At 62.5% G+C, this 26,793-nt stretch carries 19 protein-coding genes; 11 read left to right on the top strand and 8 right to left on the bottom strand.

The window, feature by feature from the left end; translation table 11 throughout:
- Positions 1 to 5: 5 nt before the first annotated feature.
- The 8 genes from H7F51_RS01760 (at position 6) to H7F51_RS01725 (ending at position 11,133) form a co-directional block, all read left to right on the top strand.
- Positions 6 to 992, top strand: coding sequence for an ABC transporter substrate-binding protein (locus H7F51_RS01760; RefSeq protein ID WP_185662474.1), 987 nt, complete (start codon positions 6 to 8; stop codon positions 990 to 992).
- 17 nt (positions 993 to 1,009) lie between these two features.
- Positions 1,010 to 1,909: a substrate-binding domain-containing protein gene (locus H7F51_RS01755; protein ID WP_221773946.1), complete on the top strand. Its 900-nt coding sequence runs from the start codon at positions 1,010 to 1,012 to the stop codon at positions 1,907 to 1,909.
- Between the two features lie 185 nt (positions 1,910 to 2,094).
- On the top strand, positions 2,095 to 4,956 hold the full coding sequence (locus H7F51_RS01750; protein ID WP_185662473.1) for a TonB-dependent receptor domain-containing protein: 2,862 nt from the start codon (positions 2,095 to 2,097) through the stop codon (positions 4,954 to 4,956).
- A gap of 216 nt (positions 4,957 to 5,172) precedes the next feature.
- Positions 5,173 to 6,642 carry an NAD-dependent succinate-semialdehyde dehydrogenase gene (locus H7F51_RS01745; RefSeq protein WP_185662472.1) on the top strand — a complete coding sequence of 490 codons (1,470 nt, stop codon included), beginning with the start codon at positions 5,173 to 5,175 and terminating at the stop codon, positions 6,640 to 6,642.
- 76 nt (positions 6,643 to 6,718) lie between these two features.
- Positions 6,719 to 7,738, top strand: coding sequence for a dihydrodipicolinate synthase family protein (locus tag H7F51_RS01740; RefSeq protein ID WP_185662471.1), 1,020 nt, complete (start codon positions 6,719 to 6,721; stop codon positions 7,736 to 7,738).
- Between the two features lie 10 nt (positions 7,739 to 7,748).
- On the top strand, positions 7,749 to 8,771 hold the full coding sequence (locus H7F51_RS01735) for an ornithine cyclodeaminase family protein (protein ID WP_185662470.1): 1,023 nt from the start codon (positions 7,749 to 7,751) through the stop codon (positions 8,769 to 8,771).
- 28 nt (positions 8,772 to 8,799) lie between these two features.
- On the top strand, positions 8,800 to 9,702 hold the full coding sequence (locus H7F51_RS01730; protein WP_246447652.1) for a VOC family protein: 903 nt from the start codon (positions 8,800 to 8,802) through the stop codon (positions 9,700 to 9,702).
- A 57-nt stretch (positions 9,703 to 9,759) separates the two neighbouring features.
- On the top strand, positions 9,760 to 11,133 hold the full coding sequence (locus H7F51_RS01725; RefSeq protein ID WP_221773945.1) for an MFS transporter: 1,374 nt from the start codon (positions 9,760 to 9,762) through the stop codon (positions 11,131 to 11,133).
- A gap of 361 nt (positions 11,134 to 11,494) precedes the next feature.
- Here the strand turns inward: H7F51_RS01725 and H7F51_RS01720 are convergent, their stop codons facing one another.
- The 6 genes from H7F51_RS01720 to H7F51_RS01695 form a co-directional block, all read right to left on the bottom strand.
- Entirely contained in the window at positions 11,495 to 13,816 is a 2,322-nt protein-coding gene (locus H7F51_RS01720; RefSeq protein ID WP_185662468.1) for a hypothetical protein, read from the bottom strand.
- Positions 13,806 to 14,936 carry a hypothetical protein gene (locus tag H7F51_RS01715; RefSeq protein ID WP_185662467.1) on the bottom strand — a complete coding sequence of 377 codons (1,131 nt, stop codon included), beginning with the start codon at positions 14,934 to 14,936 and terminating at the stop codon, positions 13,806 to 13,808. The genes H7F51_RS01720 and H7F51_RS01715 overlap by 11 nt, the downstream gene beginning before the upstream one ends.
- Before the next feature lie 514 nt (positions 14,937 to 15,450).
- Positions 15,451 to 15,648 carry a hypothetical protein gene (locus H7F51_RS01710; protein WP_185662466.1) on the bottom strand — a complete coding sequence of 66 codons (198 nt, stop codon included), beginning with the start codon at positions 15,646 to 15,648 and terminating at the stop codon, positions 15,451 to 15,453.
- A gap of 13 nt (positions 15,649 to 15,661) precedes the next feature.
- Complete coding sequence (locus H7F51_RS01705) at positions 15,662 to 16,222, bottom strand: hypothetical protein (protein ID WP_185662465.1); 561 nt, start codon at positions 16,220 to 16,222, stop codon at positions 15,662 to 15,664.
- Between the two features lie 197 nt (positions 16,223 to 16,419).
- Positions 16,420 to 18,051: a recombinase family protein gene (locus H7F51_RS01700; RefSeq protein WP_185662464.1), complete on the bottom strand. Its 1,632-nt coding sequence runs from the start codon at positions 18,049 to 18,051 to the stop codon at positions 16,420 to 16,422.
- Between the two features lie 1,030 nt (positions 18,052 to 19,081).
- Entirely contained in the window at positions 19,082 to 20,656 is a 1,575-nt protein-coding gene (locus H7F51_RS01695) for a DUF5605 domain-containing protein (RefSeq protein ID WP_246447583.1), read from the bottom strand.
- 129 nt (positions 20,657 to 20,785) lie between these two features.
- On the opposite strand from H7F51_RS01695, the gene H7F51_RS01690 reads away from it, so the two are divergent.
- Complete coding sequence (locus tag H7F51_RS01690) at positions 20,786 to 22,120, top strand: MFS transporter (RefSeq protein ID WP_185662463.1); 1,335 nt, start codon at positions 20,786 to 20,788, stop codon at positions 22,118 to 22,120.
- Between the two features lie 14 nt (positions 22,121 to 22,134).
- Here the strand turns inward: H7F51_RS01690 and H7F51_RS01685 are convergent, their stop codons facing one another.
- Complete coding sequence (locus tag H7F51_RS01685) at positions 22,135 to 22,980, bottom strand: ThuA domain-containing protein (protein WP_185662462.1); 846 nt, start codon at positions 22,978 to 22,980, stop codon at positions 22,135 to 22,137.
- Between the two features lie 161 nt (positions 22,981 to 23,141).
- Between H7F51_RS01685 and H7F51_RS01680 the strand changes: the two genes are divergently transcribed.
- Together H7F51_RS01680 and H7F51_RS01675 are read left to right on the top strand one after the other, a co-directional pair.
- Positions 23,142 to 24,176 carry a glycoside hydrolase family protein gene (locus tag H7F51_RS01680; RefSeq protein WP_246447581.1) on the top strand — a complete coding sequence of 345 codons (1,035 nt, stop codon included), beginning with the start codon at positions 23,142 to 23,144 and terminating at the stop codon, positions 24,174 to 24,176.
- A 90-nt stretch (positions 24,177 to 24,266) separates the two neighbouring features.
- Positions 24,267 to 24,995: a transcriptional regulator NanR gene (locus tag H7F51_RS01675; RefSeq protein ID WP_221773944.1), complete on the top strand. Its 729-nt coding sequence runs from the start codon at positions 24,267 to 24,269 to the stop codon at positions 24,993 to 24,995.
- Here H7F51_RS01675 and H7F51_RS01670 read toward each other — a convergent pair.
- Positions 24,962 to 26,773, bottom strand: a complete 1,812-nt coding sequence (locus H7F51_RS01670; RefSeq protein WP_185662459.1) for a D-apionate lactonase family protein — start codon at positions 26,771 to 26,773, stop codon at positions 24,962 to 24,964. The two genes, H7F51_RS01675 and H7F51_RS01670, sit on opposite strands and share 34 nt — an antisense overlap.
- Positions 26,774 to 26,793: the final 20 nt, after the last annotated feature.

The following is a 26,793-nucleotide window of genomic DNA, read 5'->3' as shown; positions in this document are numbered from 1 at the left end:
ACCAGATGACGAGCAATTCACCTGTCCCGCTCAAGATCGCGATCGCGACCTACGGGCACACCGCCGCGCTCAAGCAGGGCATCGTTCCGATCGATGGCGTGGACGCCGAGTTTGTCGAAGTGAAGCCGATCATCGCCGCGTTCCGGCGCATGGTTCGCGACCTGGAATTCGACGTGTGTGAAATGGCGCCCGCCACCTACATGATCGCGCGGGCAGCAGGGGCCCCATTCAAGGCGCTCCCGATTTCGATCTTTCGCCGGTTCCATCACGATGGGTTCGTCACCCGGTCGGATTCAGGAATCGCCGAGCCCAAGGACCTGGAAGGCAAGCGCGCTGGTGTCCGCGCCTATTCGGTTACGACCGGGATCTGGACCCGCGGCATCCTTTCGGACATGGGCGTGGATCTTTCGCGCGTGACCTGGGTGGTCGATGACGAGGAGCACGTGAAGTCGCTCCGTCTGCCGGACAATGTGGAGCAGGCTCCCGAGGGCAAGTCGCTGGTGGACCTGATGGCGGAAGGTTATCTTTCCGCCGCCTTCACCGCCAATGCCGGCATCGGCCGGGCCGGAGCGCCGACCGGGGACTGGCAGGTGGTCGATGGTTCGCAGGGGCCGGTCTATGAGGAACTGTTCCCCGACGGGGCCGAACGAGCGGCAGAGTGGTATCGCAGCACCGGGGTCTATCCGCTCCACGCAGTGATCGTGGTCAAGGACTCGGTGCTGGAACAGCATCCCGAGGTGGCGCGCGCCCTGTTCGACGCTTTCGTTGCATCCAAGGCGATCTACCTGGAGCAGCTTGCAGCCGGAACGTCGGATTTCGACAAGGACGACCACTACCGCGAGATGCAACAGGTCGTCGGCCCCGATCCGCTGCCCTATGGGCTTAACGAGGATCGTGCCTCGATCGAATGCCTGATCCGGTATTGCTTCGAGCAGGGCCTGCTGCCTGAGCAGTATGCGGCCGAAGACATGTTCATCAACCTTTCCAACTGATGACGGGACTGACCGCCATGGCTTCCGACACCGCCGCCAGCATGACGACGCTGCGCACCAACCTTGCCGAATATCCGCTGACCGCCGCGCTCCGCGATGGCCGCGTTACTTCGCCCATCGTCACGCTCGATTGCTGTGGACCCAAGGCCGCGAACAAGGGCTTCAAGCCGATGCTGCGCGAACATGCCTATGATTGCGGTGAGCTGGCGATCGTCACTTACCTGCAGGCCAAGTGCTACGGCAAGCCGTGGGTCTTGTTGCCGGCGCCCGTGCTGGGTCGTTTCCAGCATCACTGCGCCGGCTACAATAGCGAATTCGGCGACGTTTCACCCAAGGATATCGAAGGCAAGGAAGTCGGCGTCCGGACCTATGCGCAGACCACCGGGCTGTGGGTGCGCGGGGTTCTGCAACACGAATATGGTGTCGACCTCGACAAGGTGACCTGGATCACCTCCGAGGACGGCCATCTCGCCGAATATCAGGATCCGCCCAACTGCCGCCGCGCGCTCGAGGGCCGAAAGATCCCGGAAATGATGATGGCGGGCGACGTTACCGCTGCGCTGCTGGGCAACGAGATGCCCAAGGATGACCGTGTCCGCACCTTGATCCCCGATCCGCACAAGGCCGCGGCTGAGTGGTTCGAGCGAGAGGGCCTGATCCCGATCAACCACATCTTCGTGGTCCACGAGAACATCTCCCGGCAGCGGCCGGACATCGTGGCCGAGATATATCGCATGATCTGTGAATCCCGCGCGCTGGCTCCGGTGGAGGCGCTGAAGACCCAGCCACCCATGGGCATCGAGCTGAATCGCAAGGGGCTGCAACTGGCAATCGACTGGTCGTTCGAGCAGAAAGTCATTCCGCGTAAATTGTCAGTAGATGAACTGTTCGACGATGTTACCGGGGCGCTTATTTGAAAATTAAGCTGTGGGACGGCGTCTAAATGGCACGAAACCGCTTTAACCGAATAGTAAATCGACTTCGCCCAACATTCAATCGACACGACAGAAACTGTAGCGCAACTTGGTCGCGACAATGAGGACCGGAACTCGGAGGCGAGTTTCGAAGATGAATAAACTCGTCACACAAAAGGGGGATATGGATGCCTAAATTGCCACTCGCGGTGCGCCTTGCGGTCGGGGCAAGCGCCCTTACCATGGCCGTCAGCGCCCATGCCCAGGCTGCGAGACAGCCGGCGTCGCAGGCTTCGTCGGAAGACATCGTCGTCACTGGTTCGCGCACGATCAAGAACGGCGACGACAGCCCGTCGCCGGTCACCGTGGCCTCGACCCAGGATCTGCTCCAGACCCAGCCCGGCTCGCTGTCGAACGCGCTCAACGTACTTCCGGTGTTCGCCGGGTCGCGTACGACCTCGGCCAACCCGTTCTTCAACGGCAGCGCCACGGGCGGTAACTCGGCGGCCAACAACCTCAACCTGCGTAATCTGGGGCCGATCCGCACGCTCGTGCTGATGGACGGCAACCGTGTTCCGCCGACCACCTTCAACAACCTCGTAGACGTCGATATCATCCCCGCGATGCTGGTCCAGCGCGTCGAGACAGTGACCGGCGGCGTGTCCGCGGTTTATGGCTCCGACGCGGTTGCCGGCGTGGTCAACTACATCATCGACAAGAAATTTACTGGTGTGCGGTTCGAGGCCGAAAAGGGCATTTCGGAGCGTGGCGATGCACCGCGCTACCAACTCGGCCTTGCTTGGGGAACCAACCTGTTCGGCGGCCGCGGGCATCTGGAAATGAGCGCGCAGATCATCGACGAAGAAGGCATTCCCAACCGCTCGGCACGCCCGAACAACTATGACTGGGGCGTGGCCGGGGCTGGTACCGCCGCAAATCCCTTCATTTTGCTGCAAGACATCACCCAAGCCAGTTTCGCTATCGGTGGCAAGATCACCAACAGTGTGCTTGCCAACCAATACTTCAGTGCCAACGGCGTACTTAGCCCATTTGTCGCTGGCGGCTTTGCGGGCGTCTCCGGGACAGCCGGTTCGCCGGCCCTGCAGATTGGCGGCAGCGGCGCGCGGTTCGACTCGACTCTGGTCAGCGCGATGCGGGCGAAGCAGTTCTTTGCTCGCTACGACCATGAATTTGGCGACAACATAAGCGGCTATGCCCAGTTCAGCGGTGACATCAAGACCAACCAGGCGTTCTCGAACCCGATCCAGCTCACCAATTCGGTATTCTCCGCAGCCAACCCGTTCTTGCCGTCTACGGCGGCGACTGCGCTGAACAATGCCAACCAGGCAACCTTCACCCTGAGCGAGATTATGGGCAATTTCGCCCGTCTCAACAACGTGGCATCGGCCAACCAATATATCGCTTCAATTGGGCTGACGGGCTCAGGCGTGAAGTTCAAGTGGGATGTCAACTACACCCACGGCGCATCGACCCTGCACACTGCCTTCGCCAACAACATCAACAACCAGCGACTGGCAGCGGCCCTCGACGTAGTGCAGACTGCGAACGGTCCGGCTTGTTATGCGGCGACCCAGGCCGCGACGGCTGCGGCCTATGCCAACTGCAAGCCGCTCAATGTCTTCGGTCCGACTGCTGCGGACTCTGCCGCCCTCTGGGACTATGTCTTCCAGGCGACGGACTATCGCGCCGTCACTCTGCAGGACAGCGCCGCGGTTCATTTGTCCGGCTCGCCTGTCGACCTCCCTGCCGGTCCGCTAGACCTTGCCCTGTCGGCCGAATGGCGCAAGATGTCGTTCCATAGCTCGACCGATGCGAACAGCAACGTCCGGGCGGACTGCACCGGACTGCGGTTCAACTGCAATGGTTCCACCTTCCTGTGGGGCTACGGCTTTGCCGGCACGGCTCCCATCTCGCAGACGGTGAAGGAAGCGGCGCTGGAAGTGAACGCCCCCCTTATGCGGGATTCTGCCGTGGGCAGGGCGCTCAGCGTCAACGGCGCGGTCCGCTACACCGATTACGACACGAGCGGCTCCTATTGGACCTGGAAGGCCGGACTGGTCTGGGAGGTGACTGACACCCTGCGCTTCCGCGGCACGGTATCGCGTGATATTCGCGCGCCCACCCTCTATGAGCAGTTCGCGCCGATTAATTCGGTGCCGGTGACCTTTACTGACCTGCTCACCAACACAAGCCCGCGCGTGCCGTCTTCCGACCTTGCCAATCCCAATCTTAAGGCGGAAATCGGGCATACGTTGACCGGAGGTTTCACCTGGAAGCCCCTGCCTGGCTTCAGCTTTACGGTCGATGCCTATCGCATCAAGCTGAAGAATGCCGTGGCGCAGATCTCCGGCTTTACCAGCGCGTTCCAGAACCTGTGCTATGCCAGCGGCGGCACGTCGGAATGGTGCGCGCTGCAGATTCGGCCGGGCAACAACTACACCAGCACGGCTGCATCCAATGCGGTCACCGGCTGGTATGTCGCTTACCGCAACCTCGCCAGCATCGAAACTTCGGGTGTGGACGTGGAGGCGAACTACGCCAGCCGCCTGTTCGATCGGCCGTTCAGCCTTCGCCTGCTTGCTGCCTACCAGCCGCACGTCACCTACGAGATCCCGAATGTTCCGACCTTCGATCAGGGCAATGCGGCATTCGGGCCGACGGGCTATTCGATCGGTGCTGGCCTGCGTCTTACTGGCTTCGTTCATCTGGAACCGGCACCACGCTTTGCCGTGGATATCATGGAGCGTTGGCGCAGTTCGATGAAGCTGACCGGCGATCCGACCGCGGTCATCGCCAACAACCACGTTTCGCCATTTGCCACGACGAACCTGACGTTGAGCTACTCGGTACAGGGCACGTTCATGGGTGACGCGCGCCTGTCGTTCAACGTGTCGAACCTGTTCGACGCCAAGCCCCCGGCCGGGGCCGGCACGGCTAACGGCACCCGCTCGGGCGGCTCGGACGGCTTCGTGCTCGGCGATGACGTGCTTGGCCGCTACTACAGCCTGTCGTTCAAGACGAAGCTGTGATGCGCAGGGGCGCCTGACGAAGAGCGAGGGGCGCAACAATGCCCCCTCGCTTTCCGCCTCCGGCGAGGTGCGAAGTGGGCGGGAATGCCGATTAACCGAACTCGCAAGGCGAGGGCAGAATTTCTCAATATGCAGGTCACGGGTCATCCCCATAGTGGCCGGACCCGACAGGCCCGCACTGGCGCCGCCCCTTTTCCAAGTCACTCAAGGTCCGACATGAACCATATGCTCAATGAAGCGACGCTCTGGCGCAACGGCGCGCTCATCGACGGCCGTTGGCTGACTGAGACGCCGCACGGCTCTTACGGCGTCGTCAATCCGGCAACGGGCGAGGTGCTGTGCAGCCTGCCACGCTGCCGGGAATCGGAGACCGAGCTTGCCGTGGAAGCCGCAGCGCGGGCCTTGGTGGATTGGCGCAAGACCACTGCCGGGAACCGCAGCGAAATTGTCCGCCGCTGGTATGACCTGATCGTCGAGCACAAGCAGGACCTTGCCCTGTTGATCACGCTCGAAGAAGGCAAGCCCCTGACCGAAGCACTGGGCGAGATCGACTATGCGGCAAGTTTCGTGCAGTGGTTCGCCGAAGAGGCCAAGCGCGTCTACGGCGAGGTGATCCCCGCGCCCAGGCACGGCCAGCGCATTCTCGCCCTGCGTCAGCCGGTGGGCGTCTGTGCCGCCATCACCCCGTGGAACTTTCCCGCTGCGATGATCACCCGCAAGGCCGCGCCGGCCCTGGCGGCGGGCTGCACCATGGTGGTCAAACCCGCGACCCAGACCCCGCTGACCGCGCTGGCGCTGGGTGAACTGGCGCTGCGTGCAGGGGTCCCGGCCGGAGCCTTTAACGTGCTCACTGGCGACGATGCCCGCAGGATCGGCTCGGTTCTCACCAGCCATGACCTGGTGCGCAAGATCACCTTCACCGGCTCGACCGAAGTCGGCCGCGTCCTGCTCCGGCAGGCAGCCGCTACGGTCAAGAACTGCTCGATGGAACTGGGCGGCAATGCCCCGCTGATCGTGTTCGACGATGCCGACCTCGATGTCGCAGTTGAGGGCATTCTCAACGCCAAGTACCGCAATTCCGGACAGTCTTGCATCGCCGCCAACCGCATTTTCGTCCAGTCCGGCATTCACGATGCCCTGGCCAAGCGGCTGGCCGCGCGGACACGCGCGCTCAAGGTCGGCAACGGCCTGGAGGACGGCGTCCAGATCGGACCGGTGATCGACGAGGCCGCCGTGATCAAGCTGGAACGCCACCTTGCCGATGCCGTGGCTGGCGGGGCACAGGTTCTGGTCGGCGGTAGCCGCCACGATCTTGGCGGCTCCTTCTTCCAGCCGACCGTCGTGACCGGCGTGAACCGGGCCATGACCCTGGCCCGCGAGGAGACTTTTGGCCCGATCATGCCGCTTGTGCGCTTCGAGACCGAGGTCGAGGCAGTCACCGCCGCCAATGACACGATGTTCGGCCTTGCCGCCTATATCTTCAGCCGTGACGCCGCCCGCATCTGGCGGGTGAGCGAGGGCCTCGAGACCGGGATCGTCGGGGTCAACACCGGGCTCACCTCCAATGAGGTCGCGCCCTTCGGCGGGGTCAAGCAGAGCGGGCTCGGCCGGGAGGGATCGCGCCACGGCATCGATGAATATGTCGAGCTCAAATATGTCTGCTGGGCCGGGCTCGATCCCGCATGAGTTTCCGCGAAATCCGGTTCTGAATTCATTTCCGCCGCCAAGAGCGGTCAACAAATCGCACGAGAGAGTATCCGCTATGCCCGTTTACCACAGAGATGATGCCAAGGCCTGGGCCCATGCCAACATGCACGGTGTGGCCAACATCCTTCAGCCCTCGTTTTCCAACGACTTGAAGCTGCTCAACGAGGCGGCGATCCGGCACGACGTGCGCATGTGCAAGAAGCTGGGCTTCTGGGGCACCTTGGCCGTCTCGGAATGCGGCACCACCTCCGAGGAATATATCCGCTTCGTCGAGATCGCCTGCGACGAGGCGGGGCCTGATTTCCACATCATCTATCACGCCAGCTTCGACACGGTCGAGGAAACGGCGCGGGTCGGCAAGGCCTGCGCGGATGCCGGCGCGACCACCATGCTCCTCTCCTATCCCCCGACCTGGTATCCAAACTCGGAGGAGGAGCTTTACGAATACAACGTCAAGATGATGGACCAGACGGGGCTGGCCACGGTCCTGTTCGCCGTTCACCTGTGGAACTTCGGCCGTATCCATCCGGCGGAGATGTCGCCCAGGCTGATCGCGCGGCTGGCCGATCATCCGCTGGCCGTGGCCTACAAGTGTGAAGGCGGCGGCAACACCAATGCCCCGCACCTCCAGACCCTGCAGATGTGCGGCGACAAGTTGCTCGTCTCCGACCCGCGCGACGGCAATGCGCCCGGCCACGTGGCCTGGTTCGGGATGCAGTGGATGGGAACCAGCTGCTTCCAATACTTTGGCGGCAACATCCCAAAGTATTTCAAGCTGATGCATGAGGGGAAGTGGGACGAGGCGATGGAGATCTTCTGGAAGATCCACACCGCGCGCACGACCCGCACGGCGGTCACCCAGACCTATATGCCCGGCGCTCACTTCATCCACCGCCAGGCCTGGAAATACATGGAATGGCTCAACGGCTTCAACGGGGGCCGCCTGCGCCTGCCGACGATGCGACTGACCGACGCCACCTGCAAGCGTCTGTCCGATGCGCTCATCAAGTGCGGCATCATCGACGAGGTTCCAGGCACGATGAACGATTTCTACAACGGCCGCTTTCCGATGTGAGTGAAACAAGATGCTGCTTATCAGGGAGGCCGCGATCCAGGCGGCAATGCAAGGGGTGGACATCATCGGCGGGCTCGAGCGTTTGCTCGCCCGGCCCGGCGAGGATGAACTGGAATTGCCGCCCCGGTTGACCATCAACGACCGCATGGGCGGGTTCCTGCGGATGATGCCCGCCATCTGCTATGGCATCGGCTATAGTGGCGTGAAGACCATGAACCTGCACGCGCAGCAGGGCGTGCGTTACATGATCCAGTTGATCCGCATTGCCGACGGCGCGACCGTGGCCCTGATGGATGCCAACTGGATCACCGCCTACCGCACGGCTGCAGCGGCGGCGATCGCGGCCAAGCACCTGAAGCCGGCCAAGGCAGAGACGATCACGGTGATCGGGTCGGGTGTCCAGGCCCGTGCTCTGCTGGATTCGACATTGCAGGTGGTACCTGTCAAGCGGGTATGGATATCCAGCCCGACCGCGGCCAACCGGGAGCGGATGGCGGCCGACATGGCGGCGCTCTTCCCCGACGTCGAGATTGCTCCTGCAGACGATTCCGCAGCCGCGATCGGAGCGGCTGACATTGTCCTGAGCGGCTATCGCGCCAAGAACTTTCCGGTGATTTTCGCCAAGGATCTGAAGCCCGGAGCGCTCGTCTGCGGAATCAGTTCAGTCCGTCCGCAGCATCGCGAGGTCGATGTTTCTATATGGGCAGATAGCCGCGTCGTAGCCGACGACATTGAGCATGTCCTGGAATCAGGCGACGGGCGTTTGGCGGCGGAAAAGGGGCTAGTCGGGCCAGGCCGGGTGATTGAACTGTGGGAGGTCCTGCGCAATCCGGCTCTGGGCCGCCGCTCGGCGGGCGAGACCGTCCTCTACAAGGCGGTGGGTACGGCGGAGCAGGACATAGCCCTTGCCGCAATCGTATATGACCGGGTGGTTGCTCTCGGTCTTGGCGAGGATCTGGGCGATTTTCCCGAATGTCGGCCGATACAGTCCGAGCGCGACAAGCAGGCGATTGCGGATGCCAAGGTCGTCTGAGCGGCGTGGGACGGATGGGAGAGTGGAAATGCAAACGAAAACAGGCATCAACGGCGTTGCGCGGGTCCATTTCGGATTGCCCGACCTTGAAGCTGCTGTTCGATATTACGAGGATTGGGGGCTGACCATCGTCGCGCGCGACGTCAACCGGGTCTATTTGCGCGGCACTGGCCCTGACCATTTCCTCTTGGCGCTGCATCGGTGTGCGGAGCCGCAGTTCCTGTGTGCTGACATCTCGATCGAGACCCGTGAGCAGGCTGATGCGCTCCATGCCGCGCTGTGCCAGGCCGGCGTGACCGAGATCAGTTCACCCGGTCCGCTATCCGACCCTGGCGGCGGCTATGGCTTCGCATTCCGCGATCCGGGGGAGCGGCGCCCGTTTCGCGTGATTACCGAAGTGGAAAATCACGCCAATACCGGCGATTACCCGGATCGCACCCGCAAGGTGGCGCACTTGGTGTTCAACAGCCCCAACCGCGACGATCCGTTCTTCGTCGATTACCTGGGTTTCAAGGTGATCGATCGCAGCAAGACGATCACGTTCCTCAATTGCAACAGCGACCATCACAGCCTGGCGTTCTACGTGTCGGTCGGAAGTTCGTTCAACCACCTCGCGCTGGAAGTGCCGGACATCGATTCCGTGATGTCGGCCACCGCCAAGATGGTGGAGCGGGGCGAGGAGATCGGCTGGGGCGTAGGGCGTCATGGGCCCTGCAACAACGTGTTCTGCTATTTCGTCGGACCTGGCGGGTTCATCGTGGAATACACGGCCGAAGTCGAGCAGGTTGACGAGACGTATAAGGTCGGCGGGCCAAACGACTGGCACTTCCCTCCCGGTCGCCGCGATCAGTGGGGGCTGGCCCTGCCGACGCCCCGCATGCGCAGCGCCGAAGCGCGGGTGCCGTTTGCCGACGCGCTCTTTCCGCTTTGACGTATCAGTCAATCCGCTGAAGCGGACAAACGGGGCGTGAAATGAGGAGAGTTCGGGATGAGTGGCGCCGCTGAAGGCATTGTTTCAGGTATGGACGCCGACGGCCGGCGCACCGGTTCGAGCTACATCTGGGGCGTTCTCGCCCTGCTGGCGGTGGGCGTGATGATCGCCTATGCTGACCGTTCCAGCATCGCATCGGCAATCGCGGATAAGGGCTTCACGCAGCATTTCGCCCTGACCAGCGTCGAACGGGGCTGGATCGGATCGGCATTCTTCTGGTCCTATGCCGCTGCCTGTATCCCCGCTGGCTGGGTTGTCGATCGCTACGGCGTAAAGATACCTTATGCGATCTGCTTTGCACTGTGGTGTCTTGCCACGGCTGCGGCAGGCGTCATGACGATCTTCATCGGGCTGGTGATCATGCGCCTCATGGTCGGCGCCACCGAAGCCGCGGTTATGCCTGCAAGCTATCGCTGGATCCGGCTCCACATTCCCGAGCGCCACGTCGGCACGGCCATCGCGATATTCGTGATGGGAAACCAGATGGGGACCGCGCTGGGCGCCCCGCTCGCGGCGTGGCTCATTGTCGCCTACGATTGGAGGGCGATGTTCGTCATCACTGGCCTAGCTGGGCTCGTCTGGCTGGTGCCCTGGAGTTTGTTCGTCAAGGGGGACATGCCGCAGAAGAGTGAAATGGCCGCGGCGAAGGCACGGGCAGCATCCGTCCCCTTCCGCAACATCATCCGTTCGCCGGTGGTGTGGGGCGGGATCATCGTCAACTTCTGCTACAGCTATTTCAATTTCTACTGCATGACCTGGATGCCCTCTTACCTGGTCGAGCAGCGCGGGCTGTCGTTGTTCAACTCCGGTCTCTATACCTTTTTCAGTTTCGCCGGCATCGCCGTGGTCAATGTGCTAGCGGGATGGGCCGCCGACCGGATCATCGCGCGTGGGGGAGATCCGGTTCGCACGCGCAAGGCATTCGTCGTTTGCGGCTTCATCGGCGCGACGACAGTCCTTTTTGGCGCCTATTCGACCAGCCTTGATGCCGCGCTGTTCTGGAATATCTTCTCCCTGTCCTGCCTTGGGCTGGCGACGGCGAACAACATGGCCTTGATCAAGGTCACGCTGATCCCGGCGCCCGCGATCGGGCTGGTCGTAGGCGTTCAACATGTGGCCGCCGGTTTGTCAGGTGGCACGGCGGCAAGTCTGTCAGGATGGTTGCTGCATGTGGGCGGGAATTATGAGTTGCCCTTGCAGGTGATCGTAGTCGTTCTCGTAATCGGGGCAGCCGCAAATGTGATCCTGTTACAGCCCAAATGGTCCCCAAAAGTTGAAGGGGTAGTCAGCGTGGACAAATTTGAGCCAATCACAGTCGCCCATAACTCGGAGAACGACGGGCAGCTTTCAGGCTGCCAAATTAGGCACTGAATGTCGGTCTGTTGAGGCGAGCTGCCGTAACCGGACCGTCCGTATTTAGGCACCGGCTTTTGGCGTCTGAACGGCAAAAATGGGTCGAACATTGGTAAGCGGCAGCTAGGACTTTCCTGCCGGTCGGCGGCGCCGCTGGAAAGGTCCGGTTACGCCGACACCGGTCTTTGGTGGAGCCGCTTGAACCCTCTCTCGCATGTCTGGATTTGCGGACGATCCGGACCGGCAGTTTCCACGAGCTCTGAGCCGGATAGCTGAAATTCTAAGCAATGAGCTGATGGTCAGCAATGCGGCCCAAAATCGGTCATTCGAGCGGTCAGCTAACGGATCCGAAAGCTGGTTAGCCGGACAGAGGTCTTCCTTAATCCACAGGCTCCTCGTCAGCCGTCGGATCAGACGATTTGAGTTCAAACGTGGGCAAATTCGCCCATTTTAGCACTTGGCGCACACGTACACGGAGCGTGCCTTTCATTTCATCGCCGAGTTCGAAGGAAAGCTCCGCGTGACGATCAGGAGTTGCTGTCTTTGCGTATCGCACCTCGCGAAGTGAGTTCGCGGAGAACAACCATGCCTCACCCGGTCGAAAGTCCGCGCCGAACACGTCGACGCCCTCGACCGTGGCAATATACGACGCCCCTCTGCCCGAAAGCGGGCGCTGTTCGATTTCCAACCCCGGTCGATCTGCGGCCGGTGCATAGAGAAAACGACGCAACGCCCGGCCCTCGGCGTTACGCGAGACGACGAGCACTGGCTGGGGGCCAACTTGCTGAACCAGCGGTCGTATGTCGCGCCAAAATGCTTCCTCTTCCGCTCCACCTGCGACCGTGACCTCAATTCGCGGGCGTTGACAGAATGTATTCCAAGCGTGTCTACCCGCCATATCTCGGTACCCGGAGATCAGCATCTCTATAAAGCTGGAACTGGCGGCCTCCATTGGCGGCTCGGTGAGCTGCGCCTTGCCAATCCCCGAGAAGGTCATGTCGTGCCACTCAGCGCTGTCGTCTTCGGCTGCGCGACCGACCTCCACATCGCGGAAGAAGGGTGCCTCCACTTCCGAGGTCAGCAGCGCTTCTTCGATCGCCGAGCGGAGACGCTCGAGCTTCGCCGGATCAACGGGGCGAGCTTCAAGTCGGCGCCGCCGCTTTTCTTCGATCTCATTCCAAGCTCTGCTAATGATCTCTCTCAGTCGAGCTTTCGCCAACTCAGCGTCCTGGTCTGGCGAAAGGAGCTGAAGGCCGCGGGCAAGCGCGGGATACGGCTGCTCCAGCATCGACTTAAATTGCCCGAGCTGGTGCATGATATCTCGCAGTGACCCATCGCCCGCAGGCAGCACCTCCTCTTCGTGGGTGAGCGCGTTGATCCGTTCCTTCAGCCCATCGTCTCCCTCGTCCGGAACGTGCGCCAGCAAAATCACGAGACTGGACAATAGGAGCCCGTCGCGGCCGTGCAGAGTTGAGGGCGTGAACACGCGCCCTGGCACCACGCGGCGCTCGGTCATGTTGTCGAGCACAGCGACCGAGTGGTCGAGGTCGGCTCCGTAGGAACCGTCGCGATACCGCTCCCCCGTCATCTCGAGACGGAGCAGATCGAGAAAAAGCGAACGGAAGCTCGTCGGTTGATGGCTGACGTGAGCATGGTTGATTTCACTCGCCTCCCGACTGAGCAGCGCCCGTGCAGTGCGCGCGCCGATGTCCGAGGCCTGCTTTTCGTTGATGGTCCAAGACAGCAGCAGAGATGCCGTCAGTAATACGATGTCGTCGTGCGCACCCCGAATTACGCTCGCGAAGAGCTGGTCTGGCGTCGGCGAGGGCATGTAATCGTAGCCGAGCGCGGCACCCTTCAGGCTCGCCTCCGGCCAGTTCAGATCGAGGATGCTTGGGAAAAGCAACCGCCGATGCCGCAGTTCGGCTCGATCGTCCAAACGGTGATCAAGCGCATGTGCCCACCGTACCAGCGCCTCGCGGAACAGGGCGGCACCGATCTCGTCCTCATTCCAAACAGCCGAGGCGAGGCAGTAGGCCGTGTTCGTTAGGTGCTGCCACAGGAAGGGCCAACTAGCCTTGAACGCTGCCCAGCGCACGATGTCCGTCTGCTCGCCACGCTCACTCCAACCATACATTGATGGAGGGTAGTGGAGCAGGCTTTCCCAAGCTCCAACAATGTCGGGAACAACGCTCTCATACGCCTTTGCGTCTGACCCCGCGAGCGCCAGCCGAGGCTCCGCAGCCTGCCCCCGACGGATCTCAACAGTGGTGCGCTTCGTCACCCAGGCTTCGAGCCGGCCGACGAGTAAAGGGCCGAGGTCCAAGATCGCGCGCACCACGTTTGGCGATAGCTCGGGGTCCCCGGCTTTTGGCATCAGTCGTCCGGGAACGTACGCAAGGGATCGAACGAAATGATCGTCGTCGACGAGTTTGTCCGCGGCACGCTCGAATAGGCGACGGTACTGCTTGATCCATTCCTTATGTGGCGCATGCCACGCATTTCCGGCGATCTCGGCGAAGTTGAACGCAGAACCGTTCGGATCGCGAGAAGCTCCCACCGCCAATAGGAAGCGATGGTAGCGGGTCATTTCGCGGACGGCGCGGTCGAAGGCGACCGGTGCGAGGCGCTCAATCTGTGCTGCTACCTTGTCGGCCAATTCCTCAAGGATCTCTTCGGGACTGGGGAGCTCACTCTTCATCGCGGCTGCTCCGGAAAATAAAAGCGCGCCGCAACACGAACTTCTCGAAGGCGGTCAGGGGCACTCCTCCGCGCCTTCGGCACCAGCTGACATCTCCATGAAGCACACCGCGCATTTGGCATGTGAACCATATAAAGGGACCCTGATGCCCAAGGCCGTTCAGCGCCGGGGCGGGTTGCTGACCCGCTGCTCTTTCGCACCTGGCAGACCAGCGTCGCAGCACCCAGCGGACCCACGTCATCCTGACGTCATGAAGTACCACTGGTCGATCGAAGGGCGTCTCGATTTCGACGCTCCAGGGCGCGCCGAAGTCGAAACCAAAGGTCGCGGTCGGGCGTCCCCGATCCTCTTCCTCATCGCCGATGAGGTTCTTAGTCGCGAGACTGTACAACTGGTCGCGCAATCGCTGCGTCAGATCGCGAGGCAATACGACGTTGGCAGTGTAGCGTTCGCGAAGCGTCTCGCGAGCCGACTGCTGAACGAACCGGAATGTTGTGGCGATGAAGTAGGCAACGGCGGCAAGGTTCACCAACAACCACGCGAGGTGAACACCCAACAAGGAAAGCTTGAAAATCTGGAGGTCGGTTCCGAGCCCGAGGCGGTGAAGGAGGAACTGCAGGGGCCATAGGAGCTGGGCGCACAACACCACCGCTAGTGCGACGCAACTCGCGACGAGCTCGAACGAAAAGGACTCATGATAGTAGACTTGAACGTCAGTCGCGGATCCCTCGCGTTGCGCGATCAACGTTACGAGCGCCAGCGACAGCGAGATAACTCCGAGCACTCCGATTTGTGCACCGAGCAGGTAGCTGGAGACGTACAGGATCAAAGTCTTTAATTCGCTTAAGGGCGCTGAACCGGACATGCTCCATGACGGGAGCCAAGCTGGGATAAGCCAGGCGCCGAGGGCCTCGGCAACAACGGCCGTAAGGTTCACGGCCGCATACACGATGATGAACCGCCCGAAGGAGCCAGAGCCAAAGAAGCGTCTGAGCGCACTGTGGGCAAGCCCATACCGGGCGCGCCGGGCGACCGGGTTCTCCCGTAGTTGCTCGGTTACCTCTCGCCGCACCCAGCGATTGATGCTTCCGGTCCATCCTCCGCGACGCCAGTCGATCATATTACCCTATACGTTCATCATGTGCCGACAGCGCTTCATGTTAGGCGTGGCAATCTGAGCAGAAAATGGCAACAGAGGAGGAAATAAAGTCTCTTATACATTTGTCTTCGACCAACGTCTCTTGGCATCTCGGTCGCCCGTAAGCGCACGATCCCCTTACGGTGCCGTTGCCGTCGCTGGCGAAGCCCTGAACGAAGGACCGCTTCCAGGGAGACAACGAGATCGTGTGAACGGCTGCTCTGTTGGCGGGAGCACCGTCCGTCCACGAACATATGCCAAACGGGAGGTTTCGGCGCTAGTGGACGTTCACTTCGGTGCACCGGAACGGCGTGAATTGGTCGCGAGCTGCCGGAATCGGACGGTCTGCACCTGAGGCACAAAAATTGTCCGCTGAGCGTCTGGTAAGGGTCGGTCCCGGAAGCCGGCACCGAGGCGTTCGAATGTCTGCTATCCGGTTTCGTGTCCGTGAAGCTGCCGTTCCGGACCGCCCGACAAATGTGCCGTAACTGGCCGATCAATAATGCGCGGTGATAGGCTTACGGCCGACGGCCCGCGCCCGTTGTTTCATCCGCTCGAGCATCGCCCGCTTGCGCGGGGTCCGGGCCCCACCCTTGTTGCGCAGGGCTTCGGTCGCGGCAGGATCGTCGAGAATACCCAGGTTGCGCTTGCGCTGTTCGGCCTCAGCGATGAAGGCGTAGAAATCGAATTTCATTCCTGCACCTCCTTCATCGCGTCAAAACGCTCAAATCGAGCAATCCGAAATCGCCGCCTTCTTCAGCGACACGTCGTTCCAGATAAGGCAAGTCGATGGATTTTGCCATCGCCAAGAGCATTTGCGCCTGGCGAAGACGACTGTCGTCGGAGGGGCTGGCCACGGCATGCTGCCCAAGGCGATCAGCGATGAGATCTTCGATCGCGGGCAACGTCAGGCTGTGCTCGCCTCGAAAAACCGGCTTCAGGACACGTCCTCGATCCGACCTGCCATCAAAGGCCGGCCCCGAAACAAGTTCAATCCCATACTCGGGAAAGTCGGGGTGATAGTAGCCACCCTGTAAGCGACCAGGCCGTGCATCCGCCTTGAAACCGGCCAATTCCATGGCGTGGGCAAACGCCTCGTCATTCCCGGCCACGACATCGAAATCACCGGACATGAACGCGCCGGCTGTCAGGATCGCGGTGGCAGCCCCGCCCACCAGCAACGGGGCGCGCCCCGCCTCATCCTCGTAGTAGGTGAACGCGACAGCCAACTTTTCGAGCAATGCCACATAGTCGGTTGGAAATGTCATAGCCTGCCTCGAGTTTCACAGACAGTTATCCGGTCAGCCTCCGATAGGCTAGCGGCACCGTCGACATCTGCGCGGTAGGCAAGCCACTGTCGCCTTTGTCTTACAATGCCTTCCTCCTGCGGCTCTTTCGAGCCGCCGGAGATACCAACAGTAGCTGCGATCCGCGCACCGCCAGCATGTTCAGCAAGAAAAGCTCCTTACGCCGCGGCGACCTCAGGATCCGACCAGGCAAATTCCCCTGTCCGCGCTCGCTCCGCCTCACCCTGCTGACAACGGACCATCGCGTTGTACCGGGCGATCAATTGCTTGACGACTGCCGCGGGCCGACCAAAGGCCATGGCGATGGCCGCCAACAACTCGTCCGCGTCACCGTCCTGGCTCACCGTTCCAACATAGACCTCGAGCAGGTCGAATGGCGCAGCGAAGTTGACCGTGAGGGCACCATTGGCCCAGGTGCATTCTCCGAGCAGCAGCCCCAACATCCGACGCTTCTGGACAATCGGCAGGCCCGGCAGCGCAAGAAACGCCAGACGCGCCATTTCCATGAGTTCCAGACCTTGTCGGATCATCCGCTCGTCGTCGCGCACGATGGACGTGACTCCCGCATTATCGCGGGGTTGGGCGGCCCCTCCCCTCCCCTGCCCCTTGATGGCCTGTTCGATCCGCAGCGCAGCAGTGGTGCAATAATGCAGCCGCTGGAGGGCTGACACCAGGTGCGCTTCCAGCCGCTCCTGGCGCAGATAGGGTTCGGGGCATTTCCCGCGATAGCCCGTGCAATGATAATAGATGTAGCGCTGCTTCTTGATTTCCGCGACCATCGCACAGCCGCAATGGCCGCACTTGATCAAGCCGTGGAACGGAAAGGTCGCAATGTGGCTGTGCTGCTTGCCGGGACCGCGCTCATCCAGCAGGGACTGCACCGAATCCCACAAGGCCTGCGAAATCAAAGGGCCGTGTACTCCGGAGTACGTTTCACCGTTCCAGTCGAAGCGACCGGTGTAGATCCTGTTGCGGAGTAACGTGTAGACCGCTGACGATCCGAGCCGGCTACCGCTCTTGCGATAGCCCAGCCCTGCGGCCGCGGCCTTTGCCGTCAGCGATTTCACCGAATAGCTTCCGGTCGCAAACCACTCGAACAGGCGCGCCACCTGGGGACCGAGCACGGGATCAACCTCGATCACCTTACGCCCCGCGTCATTCTGCACATTGCGATAGCCGATCGGGGCAAAGCTGGGCCAATGCCCCTGCCGTGCCTTTTCCAGCATGCCCTTGCGGGCCTCCTCGGACAGGTTGTCGACATAGGCCTTGGCCATCAGCACCTTGATCCCATGCACGAACTTCTCCGAAGATCGGCACGCCTGCGACATGACGGCATTCTCCTTGACGAGATGCACATCGACGCCGAGGTCATCGACCGTCGCCCAGTCGCTGAGGTTGCGATACAGCCGGTCGGTCTTCTCGACGAGCAGGATGCGGACCTGCGGATTGCGGCGCAGGAATCCCAGCATGGCGCCGAAGGCCGTGCGACCGCGCTTGCGAGCCGTTTCCACATCGATGTGGGTGCTCATGATGGCGATGCCGTTGAGCGCGGCGTAATCCTCGAGCAACTTGACCTGGGCCGGGATCGAATAGCCCTCGCGCTGCTGCTCGAGCGTCGAGACGCGGGCATAGAGTACGGCCTGCGGCACGACCGGCTGGGTTTTGCGCCCGCGACGACGGGTGGACTGGGAGGTGACCTTATTTGATTTCTGCAATGTATTGCTCCTGCCTGGTTTGGGCAGGAGGTGCCTGACACTGGCCTTGCGCGAAGGCAGGCCCGGCCAAGTCATCGTCAACAGTCCTGGAACGCGCCAGGCGTATCACCATCGCCATGCTGCCTGCGTGCGCCCTGTTTCTATGGTGCGATTCGCGACTTCTGCGCCTCGAGCCACCTGCAACGGCAGATCAAAACCGGCGGCCACGCGTATTTCGGCACGACAGTGCCCAAAAGCGACACGACAGGATCTCACTTCGGTACTAACGTGCCCACTCCCTTTTTTGTGCCGAAAATCTCAGTTACGCGGTTTCCATCAAGGCCAAACCGAGGGTGCCATGCACTAAGTCTCCTAACGGAGCGGCGAACCTCTCGGCCCGGCACTGGTAGATGATAGCTTCTGCTCCATGCCGCGACCTGAATGAACGAACCAGGCAGCAGGCCATCGCCTCGATCTTGCAAGGGGCACCCCGCTGTCACGTGCTACGGAATTCCTGTGTCGTGTCTGGATCAGAAGACGGTTGATCATTCGTGATCCTTGATCACGGGTGAGTGGATGAACGAACCGGAAAGCGCGCGGTGCCACTCGTTCCGCAATGGAACTTGAACCTTCGCGCCTACGTGCCACGGAATTCCGTCACCCTAGACCCGGGACACGAACATCACGCCGGGCCACTTGCGGCGATCTCGAAGCAGCCCGGCGCCCGAACCGATGACCTACAGACAGAGACGCGTCATCACGCTGCGTCCAGAAACGCGGCGCGATAGCGCGCGACCAGTTGCCGCGCTTCGACGCTTGGAACGAGGAAAAAGTTCGATATGCATCCGATCAAGGGACCATTTCTATAATTCGAACACACATCCTCCCCCACATCGCGGGCGGGGATCTAAAGTCATGTCCGTTCCGTTTGGCCGCCTTCCAAAGCTCTCATCCAAGACAAGCAGCCTTTCTCGGAACATGTTTTCCGTTCCTGTTGAACCGGTGCCACCAAACCGTTGTCGAGCTAATAAAGCGAGAATACTCCTCAGCGCTTCTGGCCCTCAAGAACAAGGGCACCTTTGAACCGATCTGAGGCCCTACCCTACCCAACTTGACGGCATCATCTCTATCGAAATGGCTTTCCCATCTTTTCGATGCGGACGGCCATGTAAGGCTTGCCCGGCAGCGAAATGGTCGGCCGGGCCGGGTCGTGCGAATCGTAAGTGTTCAGCTGGCTCATCTGGAACACACCGGGAAGGCGCTCGATCGTCATGTTCCAGGTGTCGATCACATCGACGCAGTAGGCATCGTGGGGGTCTGTTGCCCGGATCGGCAGGACGACCGGCCATTCGATGGGGCGTTGACGGCCGAAATACCGGAGATACCAGGTGAATTCTCGGCCACCCAGGTGATAGTCCCAGAACTGCTGGATCGGGTCGATCCCCGGGCCGGGGACACTTTCCAGCAACTGGCGCAAGAAGGCCAGGCGGGGTGGGCTGGTGCCACGAAGTCGCCCGCCTTGGCCCAGCCAGGACTCGTCCGCATTGTCGTCGTTGGTGATGACCTCGCCGTGACCGACGTAGCACCCGCCCAGGGCTCCCCACCAGTGGCGCTCGACCAGTTCCTCGCCGCTCAGGTTGGCCCAGCGCTTGGACGAGTTTCCTTCGTAGATTACCTCGTCGAAGATTACCGCCTTCTGCGCGAAATTGCGGTGAGGGTGTACGCGCCCGTCGTCGAGCGCGACGGCACCGTGCTGGATGCTCGCATGGGTGATCCACGGCTTCCGGTGATCGTAATAGGTGTCGATCTGGTGGATCGAACGCAGGCGGCGGTGCGGATCGGCGGCAACTAGAACGCCGAACAGGTGATCCCAATCGGCAACCGACTTGCTCTCTACGTTGTCGTATTCGTTGGCCATGGCCCACCACACGTTGCGAAACGCGCCGAACCGGGCTGCTACGTAGCGCAGGTAGCGTTCATCGTCGGGCCGGGCCATGTCGGAATAGCCGCGGGCCTTGTCATAGGGGTGGAACAGGATGACATCGGCCTGGATGCCCAGTTCGCACAGCTTTCTGATCCGGTCTTCGAAGCGGCGGAAATAGGCGGGATCGAAACGGCCCGGATCCCAATCCTTCGGCCCGGACCCGGTGCGCGCGAACGGGTGGGTGGCCACTGACGCGACATTGGGAAACACGCACATGCGAATCTTGTTGAACGGGCTGGCGGCCAGGGTCTTCAGCGTTTCCGCGCAGCGCTGATCGGATTGAAGCGCCCACGAATAGGCGGTGGTGCCCACTGGCTTGAACGGCGTGCCGTCGGCGTGTCGAAAGTGGTACCCGTCCGGGGTGATTTCCACGGGCCCACGGTTGCCTGCCCTCGGCGCCACGCAGTCGAAAGCGCCGGTGCGCCCATCGAGCGCCTTGGCATTGCTGGTGGTCGTCCATGTCCAGCGGCCCGTCTGCGGCGGACTGAAACGAATGCGATAGGTGCCCTCGCCGTCATGGAACCCGGGTATCGCCACGGAAATGCGGCCATTGCTGAACATTGCGGCAAGGTCCACATCGATGAAGGGATTGCCGTTCGCGGGTCCAGTCAGGGTCACTTCGTGAAGCCCCCACCTCTCCACCGGGGCCGGAACCCCCGCCGCCGCGCCGCGAGGCGCCGCGATCACCGCGCCTGTTGCGAGTGTGCCCTTGATCATACCCCGCCGCGAGAACACCATATCCATTTTCTCCCACCCAACCGCTGCGGCACCACTAGCGCGCTACGCCATAGTAGCATATGGCATACTCATCATATAAGTTAGAGCAATAAGCGTGGAGAGCGACACATGCAGGAAGCAGCCCCCGCTCCGGGTGGGGTAGAGCCGCAGGGCGACGACTGGAAGGCGACCATCCTTGCCGGCCTGGCCAACTACATCGACGCCGGCTCCATCGTGGCCGGGTCAGCCGCGCTGGCCTTGTGGATGGAGGCGTACAAGCTCAGCAACGAGTTCGTCGGGCTGATCGGCGCGCTCGGGCCGAACGCCATTTCCGCGGGACTCGGCGCCTTCATCGGCGGGCGGCTGTGCGACCTGTTCGGACGCAAGCGGATCTACCAGTACGACATGCTGTTCTACGCGTTCGGCATGCTCTGGCTGATCTTTGCGATGAACGCGTGGATGATCCTGATCGGCTTCTTCCTGGTCGGCCTTGCGGTCGGGGCAGACATTCCGGCCTCATGGTCGCTGATTGCCGAAACGGCCCCCAAGGGTTCGCGCGGCAAGCACAGCGGGGTGGCGCAGGTGCTCTGGTACCTTGGCCCGGTCGTCGTCCTGCTGATGTTCCTGGTGCTTGAACCGCTTGGCCTGCTTGGCGCCCGCATCGTCTTTGCCCACCTTGCCATACTTGCGGTTGCCCTGACTTTCCTGCGTTCACGCATGAAGGAATCGCGCCGCTGGCTCGATGCGCAGGCCGAGGCAGAAGCGGCCGGGGCCGGCGCCAAGCCGGCCCGCGTGCGGGACCTGATGAAGCTGAAATGGCTCGGCCCGATGGCCTTCCTCGCCGGCATGTACGGGATGTGGAACCTGTGGGCGGGGACCAACGGCTTCTTCTTCCCCTATATCCTGCGCACCGTCGGCAACCAGAGCCAGGGTACGGCCGTGGGGGTCCAGTCGCTCAGCTTCCTGATCGGCATGGCATCGATCTGGCTGGTCTTCATGCAACTGTCCGACAGGGTGAACCAGCGGCTGCTCTTCCTCGCGTCGGCTGTCATTCAGGTCGTGGGCATGTCGCTTCTGGCGCTGTTCCCGCTGACCCTGCCCATGGCCTTGCTTCACGTATTCCTGATGAGCTTCGGGCAGGGTTTCGGCGCGCAGTCGTTCTTCCAGCTGTGGAGCGCGGAGATGTTCCCCACCCTGCTGCGCAGTACCGCGCAGGGGCTGATGTTCGGCATCGTGCGGATTACGCTGGGTGTGTTCAGCTTCTTCGTGCCGCTGCTCACCGCCACCGGCTTCCAGACGCTGGCCTGGATCCTCACCGGGTTCCTGTTCGTCAGCGGCGTGATCGGCTTCATCGGCGCCCCGCGCAATGAAGGCAAGTCGCTGGACGAACTCGAAGCCGACATGGAAGACGGCATCTCAGCAGGAGTTGAAAGCGGACAGCCTGGACAACCCGCTACCGCCTGAGCCCGGATTGCGGCTCAGCAACCTGAACCCTGGCGGCGCGAGGCCCACCGGATCGCGCCGCCAATCAGCTTGCGATGCAATGCCTCGGCATAGGTTTCGGCCTTGTGACCCAAGGCCGAAAAGAAGACCCGGCCCTTATCAACGCAGCGCGTCCAGATCAGCGGGTGAACGGCGCCCATCCGGGTCCGCTCCGGAAACGGCTGGTACGTGCTCTCGTCAAGGGTGGCCAATATGCGGGTGCCCTGCCCCGCCGGAACCCGGTCGAAGGAATACCACTCCTCGGTTCGGGTCCACCGCTCGGGCAGGTCGCGGGTGGCCGGGTTGGTCCTGTCCTTCACGTCGATCGTGGCCTGCTGGAACTGCATCGGCCGGCCGGTATGCCCGATGAACTGCGCGCCGATCAGCGTCTGCGCATACCACGCCCAGTCATAGGCAGGATCTCCGCCCGCCCCGTGCAGCAGGACCACGCCGCCGCCCCTTTCCACCCACCTGCGAAAGGCGGCACGCTGGGCATCGTCGAAGATGTTGCCCGACGTGCTGTTAAGCACCACGGTCGAAAACCGGCGCAAGTCGCGTGGGTTCATCACCGCCGCGTTCTCGGTGGCGAAGGCGTCACGGCCGCTCTCGCGGACGATCTCGGTAATGGCGGAAGTGGCAGCGGCAATCTGCTCCGGATCGCGAAAGCCGTTGGTCTTGGACAGGATCAGCACCGCGCCGTGGCGCAACGGCGGCAACCGCGGCGCAACCCGGTCCATCACCGGAGTTGGCCAGTTGCGGGGATCACGCGGCGGCAGTGCCGCGCTGACGGCCGCCGGGGCGGCCTGAAGGGTGAGAAGCGCGGCTGTCAGGCTGGCAATCATCGTCCATGCTCTCCCCTGCCCCCTCGCCAATGCGCAGGTGGGCTTTTCAACAACTCATCATATCAGTACACCTCTTGGTCCCGGACGCAATATGCACCGCAGAACACGCACGCGGGATGGAGAAAGGGCAGCTTGCCATGCGAATGAACCGCCGAACCGCAATGGCAGCCTCTGCAGGCGCGATCGGCATCTCGCTATGGCCGGACATGGCCTGGGCGCGGCAACCGGCAAACCCCGCAGCGCCGTTTCGCACGCCATGGAAATACCCCAAGCTGATACTGGGCGGCTCGGGCATACCCGGCAGCTTTGACGAAAAGGCCGTTGATTGCCCCTTCGTGTTCTCGGTCGGCGACACCTTTTACCTCACTTACGTCGGTTTCGACGGGACCGGCTACCAGACCGGCATCTGCAGTTCGCCCGACCTTATCAACTGGACGCGGCTGGGCGTGATCATGGCCCGTGATCCGGCTGACCCGGTGACCCGGTTCAACATCGCCTGTGCCTCGATCCTGCGCGAGAACGAGCTGCAATCGCCCGCGCGGCTGCTGAAAGTGCATGGCCGCCACCTGGCGGCATGGCACGCCTACCCAAATGCCGGGTACGAGGAAGGCGCTGCCGTGATCGGCCTCGCGTGGAGCGACGACCTCTTCCGCTGGAAGCGCGGCCCGGTGATCCTCCGCCCCGAAGATGGCGCGGAATGGGAACGGGGCGGCCTCTACAAGCCCTACCTGATCAAGGTGGGCGACACCTTCCATCTCTACTACAACGCCAAGACGACTGGCCGGCCATGGAAGGAGCAGACCGGGCTTGCCACCTCGCGCGACCTTGTCACCTGGACCCGCCACCCGGCAAATCCGCTGATCGGCAACGGCGATGGAACAGCGCCCGATTTCCGTTTTGCCAGCGACCCGGTCGTCGTTTCACACCGCGGGCTCTGGGGCATGTACTACTTCGGCCTGGCAGGTGACGGCTTCGCCCGCGAACTGCTGGCGCTCGGCAGCAGCCCGACCCGCTTCCACAAAGCGCCCGAAGTGCTGGTGGATGTCGGCCCTCCGGGCACGATCGACGAGAAGTACGCGCACAAGCCTTCCGTCATCCACCACGATGGAACGCTCTACCATTTCTACTGTGCGGTGAGCGGGAAATGGCCAAACGAGACGCGCGGCATTGCCGTTGCCCGGTCCCGGCCATGGTAACGCCATGCCGGACTCTGTCATGCTGATGCTTTCGTCATGCGGGCGAGGCCGCTATCACCTTGGCCACAGCACAGCGAGGCAGTTCCCAGAGTGACCACAGAGCAGCACCAGCCGATCGTTCGGCGCAAGCTTTCCGATGAGGTGTTCGATCGCCTCAGGGCGTCAATCGCCAGCGGCGAATTTGCGCCGGGGGATGCCTTGCCTTCCGAGCGCGAACTGATGACCCGCTTCGCCGTGGGCCGCCCCGCCATCCGCGAGGCGATGCAGGCGCTGGAAAACCTCGGGCTGGTCACAATCAGCCACGGCGAACGCGCAAGGATTCGCCACCTGACAGCCGCTTCGGCAATGCGCCAGCTTGATCCGGTGGCGCAGCTACTCCTGTCCACCTCGCCGGAATCGCTGGAACACCTCAAGGAGGCCCGCAGCTTCTTCGAACGCGGAATGGTGCGGCGCGCGGCCGAACTGGCGACGGACGAAGATGTGGCCGATCTGCGCGCCATCCATGCGCGGCAAACCGAGCTGGCCGGCGATGCGACCGCCTTCATCCATGCCGACATGCAGTTTCACATCCGCATCGCACAGATCACCGGCAACCCGATCTACGTCGCGGTCAGCGAAATGATGCTGGGCTGGCTACAGGAGTATCATTCGCACCTGCTGATCTGGCAGGGCCACGGTGATCGGACGCTGGCCGAGCATTCCCTGCTGATCGAGCGGATAGCCGCTCACGATCCGGATGGAGCGGAACAGGCGTTAACCGGCCACCTTGCCCGCTCAAGCCACCTCTACGCGCATCCGGAAAGCGCGGAAAAGTCCTGAACCTCGGCAAAGGCAAAGGGTTCAAGCGTCAACAGCCCGGATCCGGCCCTGACCGTCTGCACGGCGGCGGTCAGGTTGACTGCGATCACGCGCCCGCCTGCAGCCAGCCCCACCACTCGCTGCGGGGCCGAAGAACCGCATGCGTGCCGCGCCGCCCCCGCCAACGCCGCAAGCGCCTTCACCGCCTCGAACACAGGCCGCCGGCCGCCCTCGCCGATCACCCCGCGCGGGCCGGTCAGCGCACCGAATGTCAGGGTGTCGAGCCGTGCCGCGCCGGTCATGGCCGCATAACCGATAGTCCACGCGGCTGCGAAGGCGCCGTCCTGACGGGGGTCTTCGTCAGCCATGGGTATTCGTGCCCCTTCGGGATTTGCCTTGGCCGCCGCCCCGTAAGGATTGTGCCGCATGGCAATGGTCACGGGCCCCAGCCGGTAGGGCTTGTCGCCGATGATCGCCCGGCCGGATCGCAGGATGGCCGGGATCGCCTCGAGAGACTGCATCACGGAAAGATCATCGGCGGCGTGGACGATCGGGCACGTCGCGTGGCTCACGAAATCGACTGACCCGAGCGGCGGGTGCTTGCGGTTCAGTTCGGTGAAATAGGCAAAGGTTCCGCCGCCCACGGGCAAACCGGGAAAGGCCGCCCGCGCAGCGGCATAGACGTCGGCAAGAGCTGGGCACGGGGGCCAGGCGCTGCCGGGCGGCGTCGACATCAGATCGGGCGCGGGATAGACGGCAATGGCGTCCAGCTTCAGCCCTGCGTCAGCCACCTGGGCTGCAACGTCTCTCAGTTCGGCATGGGGGTCCTCCCCGCCCGGGATCACACATTCCAGGGTGCGCCGCTGCGGCAGGTCATTCACCCCATGAGCGAACGCGGCGAGTTCGGCCAGCCCCTCCCCCCGGTGAGCGGCAAGGCTCAGCAGCAGGTCCTGCACCCCCAGATCGGAGAATGCGGCCCGGTGGATGGCCATTGCCCTTGCATCCTCAGGCGTCAACACCAGCCCGATGCGCGGCATGACGCCGATGGAAGCACCCATCGTCAGTTCGACCGGCTCGCCACCGCCGCCCGCCGGGCAATCCGCTTGGCCAGCCACCGCTATGCTGACGCTTTGCCGATCGACAGAACCGGCCGGAACGACATAGGGCCACGGCTTCGCAAGCGGCCGAACATAGGTCTTGTACGATGCGTCCGACCAGTTGCGCTGGTCTTCCATCTCGAAGCTGTCGCCCGAAAGGCGGCAGATCACGGTGATCCCGTCCTGCTCGTGGATCATCTCCGCAATGTCCGTGAACGGTTGCGACGGCTCGATCAGGTCCGGAAAGCACGCGCGTTCCACCCGGCCATCCCCATGTTCCACCGTCAGCCCTGCTCCGGCGAGAGCAGCGGGGTGAAGCACACAGAAGCCGAGGCGATTGGTCTTCAGGTCGTCAAGGGCGCAGGCCGTGACGGAAAAATCCAGCGAGTTGCCGGTCGCAACGATACTGGCCTCGTAGTCCAGCCTTGCCCCGTCCGGGCTGCTGCACCGCGCCTTGTAGCGCACTTCGGCCACGCTCGCGTTCTCGCTGACCGAAAGATCGACGATCTGGGGAATCATGGTCCCCCAGCCGCTGTCGCGTACAAGGTACTGGACCGCGCGGATGACCTCCACTCCGCCCACGCGCAGGCCCCGCAGGTTGCCTTCGACCAGCTCGAACGAAAGCTTCCCCACGGCAATGCGCCTCGCCGGCGCGGGCGGGCACGCCGTTCCGTACAGGCTGCACAACAGATCCTCGTCCATCCTCCGGCCTCTAGCGTGCC

Source organism: Novosphingobium flavum, from assembly GCF_014230315.1.
In the GTDB taxonomy this organism is placed as follows: domain Bacteria; phylum Pseudomonadota; class Alphaproteobacteria; order Sphingomonadales; family Sphingomonadaceae; genus Novosphingobium; species Novosphingobium flavum.
Note: the sequence above shows the minus strand (reverse complement) of the source record. Positions and strands in the feature narration are given on the sequence as shown.

Bases quoted from the DNA above. Each gene is read 5' to 3' on its own strand.
- H7F51_RS01735 (WP_185662470.1), top strand. From the start codon at position 7,749: ATGCTGCTTATCAGGGAGGCCGCGATCCAGGCGGCAATGCAAGGGGTG.
- H7F51_RS01690 (WP_185662463.1), top strand. From the start codon at position 20,786: ATGCAGGAAGCAGCCCCCGCTCCGGGTGGGGTAGAGCCGCAGGGCGAC.
- H7F51_RS01760 (WP_185662474.1), top strand. From the start codon at position 6: ATGACGAGCAATTCACCTGTCCCGCTCAAGATCGCGATCGCGACCTAC.
- H7F51_RS01725 (WP_221773945.1), top strand. From the start codon at position 9,760: ATGAGTGGCGCCGCTGAAGGCATTGTTTCAGGTATGGACGCCGACGGC.
- H7F51_RS01695 (WP_246447583.1), bottom strand. From the start codon at position 20,656: ATGATCAAGGGCACACTCGCAACAGGCGCGGTGATCGCGGCGCCTCGC.
- H7F51_RS01720 (WP_185662468.1), bottom strand. From the start codon at position 13,816: ATGAAGAGTGAGCTCCCCAGTCCCGAAGAGATCCTTGAGGAATTGGCC.
- H7F51_RS01700 (WP_185662464.1), bottom strand. From the start codon at position 18,051: ATGACTTGGCCGGGCCTGCCTTCGCGCAAGGCCAGTGTCAGGCACCTC.
- H7F51_RS01705 (WP_185662465.1), bottom strand. From the start codon at position 16,222: ATGACATTTCCAACCGACTATGTGGCATTGCTCGAAAAGTTGGCTGTC.
- H7F51_RS01730 (WP_246447652.1), top strand. From the start codon at position 8,800: ATGCAAACGAAAACAGGCATCAACGGCGTTGCGCGGGTCCATTTCGGA.
- H7F51_RS01710 (WP_185662466.1), bottom strand. From the start codon at position 15,648: ATGAAATTCGATTTCTACGCCTTCATCGCTGAGGCCGAACAGCGCAAG.
- H7F51_RS01750 (WP_185662473.1), top strand. From the start codon at position 2,095: ATGCCTAAATTGCCACTCGCGGTGCGCCTTGCGGTCGGGGCAAGCGCC.
- H7F51_RS01715 (WP_185662467.1), bottom strand. From the start codon at position 14,936: ATGATCGACTGGCGTCGCGGAGGATGGACCGGAAGCATCAATCGCTGG.
- H7F51_RS01680 (WP_246447581.1), top strand. From the start codon at position 23,142: ATGGCAGCCTCTGCAGGCGCGATCGGCATCTCGCTATGGCCGGACATG.
- H7F51_RS01755 (WP_221773946.1), top strand. From the start codon at position 1,010: ATGGCTTCCGACACCGCCGCCAGCATGACGACGCTGCGCACCAACCTT.
- H7F51_RS01745 (WP_185662472.1), top strand. From the start codon at position 5,173: ATGAACCATATGCTCAATGAAGCGACGCTCTGGCGCAACGGCGCGCTC.
- H7F51_RS01685 (WP_185662462.1), bottom strand. From the start codon at position 22,980: ATGATTGCCAGCCTGACAGCCGCGCTTCTCACCCTTCAGGCCGCCCCG.
- H7F51_RS01670 (WP_185662459.1), bottom strand. From the start codon at position 26,773: ATGGACGAGGATCTGTTGTGCAGCCTGTACGGAACGGCGTGCCCGCCC.
- H7F51_RS01740 (WP_185662471.1), top strand. From the start codon at position 6,719: ATGCCCGTTTACCACAGAGATGATGCCAAGGCCTGGGCCCATGCCAAC.